8 protein-coding genes and 1 tRNA gene are annotated in these 13,612 nt (G+C 57.4%); 5 read left to right on the top strand and 4 right to left on the bottom strand.

All coding sequences use genetic code 11. The annotated features are described in order from the left end of the window. Positions 1–22: 22 nt before the first annotated feature. Both proC and OHL19_RS17875 read right to left on the bottom strand, forming a co-directional pair. The gene (gene proC / locus OHL19_RS17880; RefSeq protein WP_263359164.1) at positions 23–877 is read right to left on the bottom strand and encodes a pyrroline-5-carboxylate reductase; all 855 of its coding nucleotides are present in this window, start codon (positions 875–877) and stop codon (positions 23–25) included. A 95-nt stretch (positions 878–972) separates the two neighbouring features. Beyond that, the gene (locus tag OHL19_RS17875) at positions 973–2,412 is read right to left on the bottom strand and encodes an APC family permease (RefSeq protein ID WP_263359163.1); all 1,440 of its coding nucleotides are present in this window, start codon (positions 2,410–2,412) and stop codon (positions 973–975) included. 63 nt (positions 2,413–2,475) lie between these two features. On the opposite strand from OHL19_RS17875, the gene OHL19_RS17870 reads away from it, so the two are divergent. Beyond that, on the top strand, positions 2,476–5,343 hold the full coding sequence (locus tag OHL19_RS17870) for a PIG-L family deacetylase (RefSeq protein WP_263359161.1): 2,868 nt from the start codon (positions 2,476–2,478) through the stop codon (positions 5,341–5,343). A gap of 456 nt (positions 5,344–5,799) precedes the next feature. After that, on the top strand, positions 5,800–7,704 hold the full coding sequence (locus OHL19_RS17865; RefSeq protein ID WP_263359160.1) for a hypothetical protein: 1,905 nt from the start codon (positions 5,800–5,802) through the stop codon (positions 7,702–7,704). An 89-nt stretch (positions 7,705–7,793) separates the two neighbouring features. Here the strand turns inward: OHL19_RS17865 and OHL19_RS17860 are convergent, their stop codons facing one another. Together OHL19_RS17860 and OHL19_RS17855 are read right to left on the bottom strand one after the other, a co-directional pair. Further along, positions 7,794–10,349: a c-type cytochrome gene (locus OHL19_RS17860; protein ID WP_263359159.1), complete on the bottom strand. Its 2,556-nt coding sequence runs from the start codon at positions 10,347–10,349 to the stop codon at positions 7,794–7,796. A gap of 100 nt (positions 10,350–10,449) precedes the next feature. Then, positions 10,450–11,058 carry a trimeric intracellular cation channel family protein gene (locus OHL19_RS17855; RefSeq protein ID WP_263359158.1) on the bottom strand — a complete coding sequence of 203 codons (609 nt, stop codon included), beginning with the start codon at positions 11,056–11,058 and terminating at the stop codon, positions 10,450–10,452. A 249-nt stretch (positions 11,059–11,307) separates the two neighbouring features. On the opposite strand from OHL19_RS17855, the gene OHL19_RS17850 reads away from it, so the two are divergent. The 3 genes from OHL19_RS17850 (at position 11,308) to OHL19_RS17840 (ending at position 13,576) form a co-directional block, all read left to right on the top strand. Then, positions 11,308–11,392, top strand: a tRNA-Leu gene (locus OHL19_RS17850). A gap of 132 nt (positions 11,393–11,524) precedes the next feature. Continuing rightward, a complete protein-coding gene (locus OHL19_RS17845; protein WP_263359157.1) occupies positions 11,525–11,830 on the top strand; it encodes a DUF3467 domain-containing protein in 306 nt (101 codons plus the stop codon). 6 nt (positions 11,831–11,836) lie between these two features. Continuing rightward, positions 11,837–13,576: a glycosyltransferase family 39 protein gene (locus tag OHL19_RS17840; RefSeq protein WP_263359156.1), complete on the top strand. Its 1,740-nt coding sequence runs from the start codon at positions 11,837–11,839 to the stop codon at positions 13,574–13,576. Positions 13,577–13,612: the final 36 nt, after the last annotated feature.

The raw sequence follows: 13,612 nt of genomic DNA, 5'->3' as shown, positions 1-13,612 counted from the left end.
GGCATCCTTGAAAACCGATTCCCTACCCTGCAGCCAGTTCTTTGGCGCGCTGCGTGGCCCGCATCACAGCTTTGATCAGCGTCACGCGCAATCCGCCTTCTTCCAGCTCCAGGATGCCGTCGATAGTGCAGCCTGCCGGGGTCGTCACCGCGTCTTTGAGGAGCGCAGGATGGTAACCAGTATCGAGCACCATTTTGGCCGCGCCAAAGGTCGTCTGCGCAGCGAGCAGAGTTGCAGTCTCGCGAGGCAGGCCGACTTTAACTCCGGCTTCCGCAAGCGACTCCAGAATGATGTAGATAAAAGCCGGTCCGGAGGCAGAGAGACCCGTAACAGCGTCCATGTGCTTTTCATCCACGGTAACGGTGCGGCCTACGGTCTCAAAGATGCGCCGGGCCAGATCCATCTGCTTGTCCGTGACGAACTTTCCGCGGCAAAGGCCCGCGATCCCCGCTCCAAGAGCCGACGGAGTATTGGGCATAGCGCGAATAACCGGAATCTCGATCCCCGCGGCCTCTTCAATCGCAGCAGTCTTTACCGAAGCAGCAAAGGAGATCAGCGTCTTCTCCGGCGTAAGCGCCGGGCGAATCTGGGCGACCAGATCGGGCACTTGAAACGGCTTGACGCCGAGCAGGATCAGATCCGCCTGCTGTGCCGCAGCCAGGTTGTCCGTCGAAACATCGACGCCCCACTGCGTAGAGAGCGCCTGGGCGCGTTCAACGTGGGCGACAGTAGCGTGAATGTGCTCAGGCGCGAAGAGGTTCTGCTTGAGAAAAGCCTGCAGCAGAATGCCTCCCATCTTGCCGGTGCCAAGTACCGCGATGCGGATGCTGGGCAATTGCGCGGGGATATCGATGACAGGTACAGCGATCTCAGACACGATAGATTCCTTCGGAGGCGAATGACCTTCTTTTCAGAATACCCTTTGTTGCGCTTCGCGCGGCACATACCAGGCGGGGAAAGATAAGGAGAAGCCTATATCGGACCGAATGGCCATTCGCGGCGACGATGGGCGCGAATCAGGTAAATTACGGTTCCGACAATAGCAATTGCGGCAGCAACACCCAGTTCGCGTGCCGGATTGGGCCTGTACGCCAGCACAAAAAGAAACCCAGCAATAGCAGCCACCGGCGGCAGCGGAAACAGCGGCATCCTGAAGGGACGCGGAAGATTTGGCTGGCTGAAGCGCAGCCAGATAACACCCACCTGCTGTAGCAAAAACTGCAACACGATGCGGATCACCACCAGCAGCGTAATGACCTGCGTAAGCGAGAAGAAGCAGAAGACCGTCGCCACCAGCCCGAGCGCAACCAGGGACCGATGCGGAAATCCATGACGTGGATGGACCGCAGCGAGCGCTCTGAAGTAGTTGCCATCGCGGGCAGCAGCGTACGGCACACGCGAGTAGCCGAGCAGCAATGAGAAGACCGACGCAAACGCGCTCCAGAGAATCAGCGCAGCCAGTACCTGGCCGGCAATGCGTCCGAAAGCCGATTGTGCAATCTCAGCAACCAATGCCAATCGCGCTGGTGCGCCGGCCTTCGCAGCCAGCGACGATCCCGCGCTGAGAGCAGGCAGTACCGCCAGATTCATTGCCACATACATGGCAGCTACAACCAGCAGCGAGATCAAAATCGCGCGCGGAATAGTACGCTCCGGCTTGCGAACTTCCGAGCCCAGGAAGCAGATGTTGTAGTAGCCCCAGTAGTCATAGCAGGCGATAAGCGTCGCCGAGGCCAGAGCCGGAAGCAACGTTCCCCCTGCCCCCCACGGCGGCCACGCGACCATGTCGGCGAGGTGCCAGCCTGTCGCACCAGTCAGGCGATTGCCCGTCACAAGACCGGACGCAATGACTCCCGCAACCGTGAATAGAACCCCCGCAAAAAGTATCCATGCCAGCCGGGTAATCGAACTAAGGTTGCGATACAGCAGAGCCGTCACCACAAGGCATGTTCCCGCAGCAACCAGGTTAGTACCGTGAATAAATGGGATTGCCGCGAATGGAACAGCCTGCAGCGGAGACCACAGCCAGCCTAGAAACGTCGCAAGGCCAATGCATCCAGAGGCGATAGAAAGCGGTGCGGAAAAACTAAGCTGCCATACATAGAGAAAAGATATCCAGCGACCGGCACGATCAGGGCCGTAGATTTCGCGCAGAAAAGCATAAGAGCCACCCGCATCAGGAAAGGCTGCGCCCAGCTCGGCCCACACCAGTCCATCGCAGACCGCAATCGCAGCGCCCAGTATCCATGCCCATACCGCAAACCTGCTGCCTGCCGCAGCAATCACCAGCGGCAAAGTGAGAAATGGTCCCACCCCGATCATGTCCATCATATTCAGGGCGACCGCAGAGGACAGCCCGATGTGCCGGGAGAGCGTGGCGTGCGTCGAAGACAGGCGAGAAGGTGAAGTCATTTCGAAATGGATGAACTGGCAGCAAAAGAGACGCAGGACTGCACGGATTGTACACTGGAGCCAATGATGCGACACACTGACCAGACCAGGGCTCTGACCGAGACTCTGCTGCGCACTCGCACGGTGACCGCGACAGCATGGATAGCCATTGCCAGTATGCTTTCGACCGCAATCCAGGCACCACAACTTCAGGCACAGCAACCAGCGACGACGTCTTCCCCTGAATTCGGCGAAGCAACGGACCGGGCTTTACCTCTACCCGAAGATCGCGGCGCAGCGGCACTGGAGCAGAGCCTTCGGCGTCTTGGAACCTGGGCCAGCCTGATGGCGATTGTCGCCCATCCAGACGACGAAGACGGATCCATGCTTACCTATGAAAGCCGTGGGCAGGGCGTGCGCACTTCGCTCCTGACGCTCACGCGCGGCGAGGGCGGGCAGAATGCAATGTCCGCCGATAGCTACGATGCGCTCGGAGTAATTCGCACCAATGAATTGCTGAAGGCCGGTGAGTATTACGGAGTCAAGCAGTATTGGGGTACGGAAGCGGACTTTGGATTCTCTAAGACACAGGAAGAGTCCTTCATGCGCTGGGGACACGAGCGCGTGCTCTATGACACCGTGCTCGCGATTCGCCGCGAACGGCCGCTGGTGCTGACTGCAACCTTTGTCGGCGGCGTGACCGACGGCCACGGGCAGCATCAGGTCTCCGGTGAAATCGCGCAGGAAGCCTTTCTTGCAGCAGGCGATCCAAAGATTTTCCCCGACCAGATTGCTGCCGGTCTGCGCCCCTGGACTCCACGCAAAGTCTACGCACGAGCGCCGTTTGCTCCCATCACCGGCAAGGGCATGTTCGATTACGCTACAGGCAAATGGGCTCCCGCTCGCTTTTACAACTACGTCACGAAAGAATGGACAACGACAGCTCCGCCCGCGAACGTCATCATTCCATCGGGGCAACTCGACCCCGTGCTGGGACGAAGCTATGTACAGATTTCGCGCGAAGGATGGGGCCAGCAGAAGTCGCAGTATGGCGGCGCGAATCCGGTACTGAGCGGACCAGGCGGCTCTGAATATCATCGCTATGGATCACGCGTAGAGCCTGCGAAGAAGGACGAAGCGGGGTTCTTCGATGGAATCCCAACCGGCATCGAGGGGATTGCTTCCCTGGTCTCCAGCACGCCGCCGAAGTGGCTCACGGAGGGGCTTGCGAAGATTGCCGCCGACATCGCCGACGCACAGAAGAGCTATGTCGCAACCCAGCCTGTAAAAATCGCTCCCCTGCTGAAGCGAGGATATCTCGCAGCCGAGTCATTGCGTCGCCAGGTCGTCGCCAGCGATCTGCAACAAGACGATAAGGCCAATCTAAACGCCGAACTCGACATCAAGCTTGCACAGTTTCAGAAAGCACTGGCCGAAGCGCTGGGGCTGGATTTGCAGGCGTTCACGCTTCGAGACGGCGACGCGCAAGGTGGAGGGCGCTTCAACGATGGAGTGGAAGAAACCCCGCGCAGCGTCTTTCCCGGGCAACAGGTTCACGTAAGAGTTCACACCGGCAATGCGACGGACCTGGCCACGCTCAGCCGCGTGTGGCTTGAGAGCAGCAGCGGCAAACCGTGGGCTAAAGCTCCCGAAGCCAGCAGCGATGCAAATCAAACGATTGTCGCAACCGTACCGAAAGATGCCGCACCGACGGAACCCTATTTCTCGCGGCCCAATATCGAGCAGCCTTATTACGATGTTTCCAATCCTGCGCTGCGCGGCCTGCCCTTTGCGCCCTACCCGCTCGCTGCCTGGGCAGAGTTCAACTACGATGGATTGCCCATTCGCCTCGGAGAGGTAGTGCAAACCCTGCAGAGAGTGATGGGCTCCGGAGGAACCTTCGAGCCGCTGGTAATCACTCCTCCTATCGGTGTGCGCATGGAGCCCGAGGCGCGCATTCTTCCCCTCGACGGCAGCCCTTTGCCCGTTCGCGTAACCGTACACACAGAGAGTTCGGCTGATGGAAAAGTAAAGCTGACGCTGCCCGAGGGATGGACCGCAACTCCCGCCGAAGCCTCTTTTCATCGCACACATGCAGGAGATACGGAGCCAATCGTATTCGAGGTAACCGCCCCGCGAACAAGCGCCCAGACCGAGGGCGAATTCAAACTCACAGCCCAGGCTGAGGCAGGCGGCCACGTCTATGCCAGCGGCTGGCATAAGGTGGGATATCCAGGGCTGCGGCCATATAACCTCTACCGCAATGCCGAGATGAAAACACGTGCTATCGACGTAAAGATAGCCCCAAATCTGCGTGTCGCGTATGTAATGGGCACTGGAGACATGGTTCCCGAGGCGATTGAAGGCCTGGGCATCACACCGCACTTACTGACATCAAACGAGTTGGCTACCGGCGATCTCTCCAACTGGGATGTGATCCTGATCGGGATTCGCGCTTATTCGGTGCGCCCCGAGCTGGCAGTTGCGCAGACACGGCTGAACGCATACGTGCAGGCCGGTGGCGCTCTGATCGTGCAATATCAGGGAGGCGACTTTCCCGCTCCGTTTCCTCTCTCCATGTCAGAGACTCCGGAACGCGTAGTCAACGAGGCCGACCAGGTCAAGATTCTCGCTCCGAAAAACCCGCTGCTCGTATGGCCGAACCAAATCACCTCGCACGATTTCGATGGATGGGTAGAAGAGCGCGGCCACTCGTTTCTCGACTCCTGGGACTCGGCCTACACCCCCCTGACCGAAACGGCCGATGCCGGGCAGGATCCACAGCAGGGCGGACTGCTCGTAGCGCACTCAGGAAAAGGCACATACGTCTATATGGCCTATGCACTTTACCGGCAACTACCCGAGTTAGTGCCAGGCTCGTATCGATTGCTTGCCAACCTTCTCAGTATTGCCAGAAATAACAACGGCGCAAGTAATACTCGGGCCGAATAACAAGAGATACAAATCATCACGGCATATCTATCATCACGCCGTAAGTTACCGCGTATCAACAGTTACGGCATACCGACTACCACCTACTCCGGCATGTAATGGCTGGGCTGGGTTTTTCGCATGATCCCGGATAGATTCCGGCGCGTACAACAGGCTATATTTGTATCTGGTTCTGTTAGGAGCAACTTAAGAAATAGCGAGACAATCGCGCGATATTTAACGAGTCTTTAATATTACTTCAGGCACTTGGAACATTAGACGCGTGGCGAAGGTAAATTCACACAACTGCAATATTGAGCACGTCTTGATTCGTTAAATATTCATACGTTTCTGAAATCCTCAAATCCAGAACCCATTTCGTGGTCGGGACAAGATGATGTTGTTAACCTTTTCCCTCAGTGAAACCAACCCGCCCACAAATGAACTTTCTAGCAACAAGTATCTCAGAGAGGCTCAATGAATATTCAAATCAAAGCAATCGCCGCGGTAGTTCTTGCTGCGGGACTTGCTTCACAGCAAGCATACGCAATCAATCCGGCAGCTCCTGCACCTGCAGCGGCAGCCAAAAAGCATGCAAAGAAAGCACCAGTCGCCCCCAAGCCGGCTACTGCGAACGTTGACCAGTTGCAGGAACTCAAGCAGGAACTGGAAAACCAGATTAACTCGCTGAAAGATCAGCTTTCCGATCGCGATGTAAAGCTGAAAGAAGCGCAGGATGCAGCCGCTGCCGCACAGGCATCTGCTGCCGCAGCCCAGGCCGCAGCCTCTTCTCAGCAACAGGTACTGAGCGATAACGCGACCGCTGTTTCCACTCTGCAATCCACCGTCTCCGATCTCAAATCCAACCAGACCCAGCTCGTCACCACCATTCAGGATGGTCAGGCTGCGGTTAAGAAGGCCATCGAGAGCCCGGATTCGCTACGCTACAAGGGCATCACCCTTACCCCTGGTGGCTTCATGGCGGCAGAAACAGTATGGCGCAGCAAGTCGACAGGCGCGGATATCGCGACTCCCTTCAGCGCGATTCCATTCCCCTCCGCGGATGCTGCTCACCTGAGCGAGTTCTACGGCACCGGACGTCAGTCGCGTATCTCCTTGATGGCCCAGGGCACGACCGACTGGGGCTCGATACGCGGTTATGTCGAGGCTGACTTCCTCGGCGTAGGCACCACCTCCAACAACAATCAGTCCAACAGCTACGTGATGCGTCAGCGCGTGGTTTGGGCACAGGCTGCGCTGAACAGCGGCTGGGCCTTCACCGGCGGTCAGATGTGGTCTTTGGCGACAGAAGATCGTCGCGGCCTCTCGAACCTCTCCGGCGACATCCTGACTCCTCTGACCATCGACCCGAACTATAACGCGGGCTTTGTCTGGACTCGTCAGTATGGCTTCCGCGTAACGAAGACCTTCAGCGACAAATTCGCTGCCGGTATCGCATTTGAAAATCCTCAGACCCTCGGACCGGGCGGCACCGTTGCCCTGAACTCTGGCGTCTCTTACCTGTGGGCGAATCCCGGTGCAAACGGCGGCGCGTATAACGCCGGCGCGAGCGATGCCTCGACCACCACCAGCACCTGCACCACCACCACGGCAACCCCGCCGGTTACGACCTGCTCGCCGGTTGTTCCTGCGGCTCTGACCACCTACGCCATCAACCCTTCTCCAGATATCCTCGCCAAGGTTGCCTTTGATCCAGGCGTCGGTCACTACGAAATCTTCGGCATCGGACGCTGGTTCCGCGATCGCGTTTATAACGCAGCCGTGGGCACCACTCCTGGCAACAACTACAACGACACGGAGTTCGGTGGCGGCATCGGCGCCAGCGCACGCGTCCCAACTCTGCACAAGAAGCTGGACGTTGGCCTGAAGGGTCTGTGGGGCACTGGTGTAGGCCGTTACGGCAATACCACCATCTCCGATGTGACTGTTCGCCCTGACGGCACCTTCTCGCCCCTGCATGCATTCTCCGCCTTGGGCACTCTGGAACTGCACGCCACTCCGCGGTTGGACATCTATGCCAACTACGGCGGCGACTATGTTGGTCGCACCATCTACACCAACTTGGCTGGCAAGAAAGATGGCTACGGCTTCGGCGAAGTCAACACCGGTTGCGGCAAAGAGCCGAATCCTACCAGCCCCGCTTTCCCGGCTGGTCCTTCGAGCTGCTCGGGCAACACCCGCGACGTGCAGGAAGGTACACTCGGCTACTGGTATGACTTCTACAAGGGACCGAAAGGCCGCCTGCGTCAGAGCATCCAGTACAGCTATGCTCTTCGCGGAATCTGGGCTGATCAGTCCGGCTTCGCTCCCAAGGGCATCGAGAACATGGTGTTCACCTCGTTCCGCTACTACATCCCTTAACCTGTAGCTGATCCAAAAACAAAAGAGGCGCTCCCTAACCGGAGCGCCTCTTTTGTTTGCATTCAACCGTATGCGATTTCCGCCAGCCACTAAGGCAGAGCGAATGCCACATAGACCCCGCCTGATCCCGATTTAGGGTCGCGTCCTCCTCCAGCGGCAATCACCACATATTGTCTGCCGTCGATGCTATAGGTCGCCGGAGTAGCCGTGCCCGCATACGGTAATTCCGCCTGCCACAGCAGCTTTCCCGTGCTGCTGTCGAAGGCGCGAATCTTGCGGTCGAACATCGTCGCGCCAATGAACACCAGTCCCCCGGCGGTAACGATGGGACCACCATAGTTTTCGCTGCCTGTCTTATCCATACCCAGCTTCGCAAGCTCCAGGTACTCGCCCAGCGGAATCTTCCAAAGATACTTGCCCGTGTTCATATCAATGGCGCTAAGAGTTCCCCACGGCGGAGCGACCGCCGGATAGCCGTCTGGATCGAGAAACTTGCGATAGCCCGTGAAGCGATACCTGCTCGGCGGTCCCTCCGCTTCTCCCTCACCATCCCAGACCATCTCCTGCTTATCGCTCTTATCGCTGCCAGCCTGTGCTGGCGCGGCCTTTGTGAGTGCGGCATTTTGAACTGTCCCCAGAGCCGGGCCCAAAGTTGGATCCAGCACAGGGTCCATACCCAGATAAAGCAGCAACGCATTCATTCCATCCTCTGAAATTTTGCTGCGCGGAAAACCCGGCATGCGGTCTTTGCCTTCGCGAATGATCGAAGTAAGCTGATGCGAAGAAAGACGCGTTCCAACTCTCGCCAGGGCAGGAAAACCCGGCTCGTTTCCGCTTCGGTCGTCACCGTGGCAGATCGCGCAATTCCGCTGATAAACACGCGCGCCGACAACACTCATAGGCTGCAGATTTTCCGGCGTTTCCACTGCAGCCATCGTGACTTCGGATACAGCTCCGGCCGCAGCATCTTTGCCCGTTCTGAGATAGAGCAAAAGCCGAGTCAACTGCGCATCGCGAATGCCGGGGTAAGCAGGCATCCGGCCCTTGCCTCCGTGGATCGTATCCACAATCTGCTGCGTGGAGAGCCACGAATATATGTCGATCAAAGACGGCAACGCAGGCGGAGAACCCGCGCGGTTATCGCCATGACACACAGCACATTCATTCAGATAAGTCGCCGAGCCTGAGCCCGCCCGCGAAGTATTGGGCGTAAGGCCGCCGGTCCACGCTACGTCATTGGCATTGACATAGATCACGCCGGTCTTCGGATCGGCTGCCGTGCCTCCCCACTCCGCTCCACCGTCGAAGCCGGGAAAGACGACAGTCTGCTTATCCAAGCCAAGCGGCACAAACTGCCCCTCGCTGCGAAAGGTGCGAAACTGCTGAACAGCCCACGCATGTGCCTGCGGAGTGCGATTCGTCAACTCATCTTCAGTAAGCAACTGGCGCGCAAAAGGCTTTGGCTCAAGAGGCAAAGGTTGAGTCGCGGAACTCTTTTCACCTGGAACAGTACTGGGCGGATACGGCTTTTCTGCAATGGGAAAAAGCGGTGCGCCCGTCGCGCGATCGAACAGATAAACGAAGCCCTGCTTGGAGGATTGCTCCACCGCATCCACTCGCTTGCCGTTGTGAGTCACCGTCAGCAGCGTCGGCGGAGAATCGAAATCCCGATCCCACATATCATGATGCACACCCTGAAAATGCCATATCCGCTTGCCCGTATTGGCATCGAGCGCAAGCAGCGTGTTGGCGTACAGATCTTCGCCCAGACGCGCCCCACCATAAAAATCCGGCACCGCGGAGCCGGTCGGCGCGTATACGATTCCACGCGCAACATCAACCGTCATGCCTGCCCAATTATTCGCCGAGCCTGCACTCTTCCATGCATCCGGAGGCCACGTTTCATAGCCAGCTTCGCCCGGGTGCGGAATAGTATGAAAACTCCAGCGCAGCTTACCTGTGCGCACATCGAAAGCACGAATATCTCCATGCGGAGCCGGTGGAACCTCCGAAGTGCGAAAACCTACGATGATCATGTCCTTGTAGATCGCGCCCGGCGAAGTCATCGCAACAGCCTGGCGAGTGTAGTCCACCGCGTCGAGATTTTTACGTAGATCGATGCGACCGCCTTCGCCAAAACTGGCAACAGGCTTGCCGGTCGCAGGATCGAGCGCATAGAGAAAGTTCATGACACCGGCAAAGAGGCGCGTGTCTTTGCCGTCACTCCAATAGCTAAGGCCGCGATCAGGCTGGTGTCCCTCAATGCCTGAGTCAAATTTCCAAAGCAGCCTGCCCGTAGCCGCATCGAGCGCAATTACTTTTTGTGTAGGAGTAAAGCCGTAGAGCACCCGGCCGACGATCAGCGGACTGGTCTGCAGTCCACCTGCTTCGGCACTGTCGAATTGCCAGGCTTTCTTGAGCCCTGCGACATTTTTGCGATTGATCTGCCGCAAGCTTGAGTAATGATCGTTCGCAGGACTGCCTCCATAAATAGGCCAATCCCGATCTGGATTCCTGGACGAGCCATGCATACCCGCCGACGCGGCCTCCACAATAGCAAGCCTTCCCGCATCCCCGGTAGCAGCAAACACCGCAACACAGATTGCCCCACGAAGCGCAGCCCGCCTCAGCATCTCAGCGCTCATTCTCTACCTCTAAAAAATAGTGCGGCTATCATACCTGCGCCGCGTCGTCCTGTTTTGAGCGAACAGCCGTGCATACCGAAACATCAACCCTATCGCCGTCTCAAGAGGACGCGCCAGGCAGGTTCCAATGGTTATAAACGGCCACCATACGAAGCACGAAGCAGCTCACAATGCCGAGAACGCTCGCCAGTGTCGGCGGCATTTTGAGTTTCAGGCAAAGAATAGTGATCGCCGCGCCAAGAAGCGCCGCTGCCGCGTACACATCGGACCGCAGCACGGTCGGCACCCTATTGAGAAGCAAGTCGCGAACAGTTCCCCCACCGACTCCCGTGATGCCGCCCATCATGACCGCGAGCAGTGGATGCAGTTTAAACTCCATCGCCTTTTCTACACCCGCAACCGCAAACAGGCTCAGTCCAGCAGCATCCAGCGAAGTGAGCAGCCAATAATTCATATCGGCAGTCGAAGCATGAAAGAGGAAAACCACCGTTCCCGTAATGAGTGCGACCGCGCCATAGCGCCAGTCCCGTATGGAACTGGGTGGCGTATATCCAAGCAAAAGGTCACGGATAATTCCGCCTCCCAATGCCGTCACAAAACCTATAACCAGGATGCCCAGCACATCCAGCCGCGCAGTCGCCGCAGTAGACGCGCCCTCGGCCGCAAAAACAGCAGTCCCCATAAGATCGATGACGATCAGTGACTTCAAAAAACCCTTATTAATAGGCAACCGCATGGCCAACTATAAAATGAACCGTTCTCCCGCAACAAGATCGAGTGCCATTCCGAACGACATACCAGATTCGCGCGATTGATTTGAGCCTCCAATAACAATTACAGAGCTATGGAAATACCACCTCTGCACCGCAATCTGCTCATCTTCCCCATCGGATTCGTTGCCATTGATATGCGTTTGCGGCTAGATTGGTAATAGCTGGAGTCGTTTTCGAGCTGCCCTGCGGAAGTGGCGAAATTGGCAGACGCACCAGACTTAGGATCTGGCGGGGTAACCCATAGGGGTTCAAGTCCCCTCTTCCGCACCAAATCTCCCCAGCCTTCGGGCTTTTCTTAAAGCGGCAATTTATTTAAAACACCGATCTCTTCACCTCCAGCAGGCCAACTCAGGCAGCGCCGAGTCGCGTGAGGCATGTCTGCCGGGGTAATCTGATGAGACTATGAGTCAGAATAATCCTCAGCCTCGTGTGAACCTTATTCAAACCCCGGAATATAGGGATACGTATGCCAACAGCGTCCAGATTCGCGTGAGCGTTTGGGACTTTCACCTCGTGTTTGGACAGGCTAACTCCGAGACTCCGGACCAGTTGAGTATTCAAAATCACCAGGGCATCTTCCTCAGCCCGCAGCAGGCAAAGGCACTTTGGAATGTGTTGGGACAGAATCTCGCCCAGTACGAGCAGGCTTTTGGCGAGTTGAACCTGGAGCCCCAAAATCCCAACTTCCCCCAGGGCGTTGTTAACTAGCCTCAAATGAACGAATCTCGCACCCAGGAGTCAGGCGTATCGCGGCGACGCGCAGAATCGCGAGATGAGGCGCGCGTGCCCGGCCAGCTTCCTGCTCGCAGAGGTTCGCCCCTACGCCGCCTGTTGCATCTGCAATCCGAGCCAGACGCGCAAATGCCGCTCTGGATGATCTTTCCCGTCATCTTCACCGTGCTGTATCTCACCCATTGGACGCTCCTCCGGCTGCCGTATTACTGGGATGAAGCCGGGTATTACATTCCCGCCGCGTGGGATTTCTTTCGTACCGGCTCACTGATTCCGATCACCACGATAACCAATGCGCATCCGCCTTTGCCGTCGGTCTACCTGGCGCTCTGGTGGAAGCTCTGCGGTTTTCATCCCGCCGTTACGCGCGAGGCAATTCTCATCGTTGCGTCGTTTGGATTACTCGCGGTTTGGCGTCTGGCAATGCGGCTCAACGGCAATGCGCTTGTAGCTTTCTGGACCGTCGTACTCACCGGGCTATATCCAATCTGGTTTGCGCAGAGCACCCTGGCCCACGCGGATATCTTCGCCGCAGCGGCCACGCTCTGGGCACTGACATACGCGCTTCTCGAGGCGGAGGCAGCCAAAACGGGCAAGCCCGTCATACCGCGCAAACCACGTAAACTTTGGATTGCAGCGATCTGGTTCTCCGTTGCAGCACTGGCTAAAGAGACCTCCATCGCGACCCCGCTGGCGCTGTTTGCCTATGAGTTTGTGACCGCATTTCAACTCAAGGGAGCAGCTCGCCGCAAGCGCATCGGCGAGTCCGAGTGGTATCTGGTCTGTCTCTTTCCGCTGGCAGCCTGGTATGGATATCACCGGCTGAAAACCGGTTTCCTCTTTGGAAACCCTGAGTTTCTGCGCTACAACGCCACCTCAACGCTGGAGCCGGTACGCATTCTGGCAGCCTTTGGTCACCGCATCCTGCATCTGACCGCGCACATGAATATGTTTGTGCCCGTGCTTTGCATGGCAGCGGCAATGATTCTGGACCCCATCAGGGACCGCGACGGACAAACAAGAGTACGCATCAGCTTTCCCGCCCAGAATAGGATTTGCATAATTCTGCTGGCAAACGCGCTCGCCTTTTCACTCCTTGGTGGAGCGCTCCTGACCCGATATCTGCTCCCGATGTATCCGCTGATCCTGCTGCTGGCCGTCTCCACTTTTCATCACCGTGTACGCTACTGGCAGTTGTTGTCTGCCTTTTCCGCCGCTGCATTTATCGTCGCGCTGTTCATCAATCCTCCCTATGGATTCGCCCCCGAAGATAACCTCAGCTACGCGCATGCGATTCGGCTGCACCAGCAGGCAATTCATCAATTGGAGACGCGCTACCCAGGCTCTACCGTGCTGACCGCCTGGCCAATGAGCGATGAACTAAGCCGTCCCGAGTTGGGCTACGTGCAGACGCCGTTTGATGTCGACCGGCTGGAGGACTTCACTGCTGCACAGATCAGCAAAGCTGCCGACGACCCCGGCGGGTATTCGACTGCTCTGGTTTTTTCTACCAAAGAAGAGCCGCCTTCGCTTCCCTTTCACCTCAATACGCCTGCGGTAGAAGAACAATATTTCGGCCTGCACCACGATCTCTCACCGGCCGCAATTGCGCAGCAATTGCATGGCGACCTCGTATGGCAACGCAAGGACGATCTGGAGTGGGTAGCGCTGCTGCGCTTTCATCGTTCGTTTGAGGCGCGGCTGCAACTACCGCCGCAATGATTTCCGTTCCCGAGCGCCAGTAGGGGATAGCGGTAT

The organism is Acidicapsa ligni, from assembly GCF_025685655.1.
In the GTDB taxonomy this organism is placed as follows: domain Bacteria; phylum Acidobacteriota; class Terriglobia; order Terriglobales; family Acidobacteriaceae; genus Acidicapsa; species Acidicapsa ligni.
The sequence above is the reverse complement of the archived record's forward strand: the minus strand, read 5'-3'. Positions and strand labels throughout refer to the sequence as shown.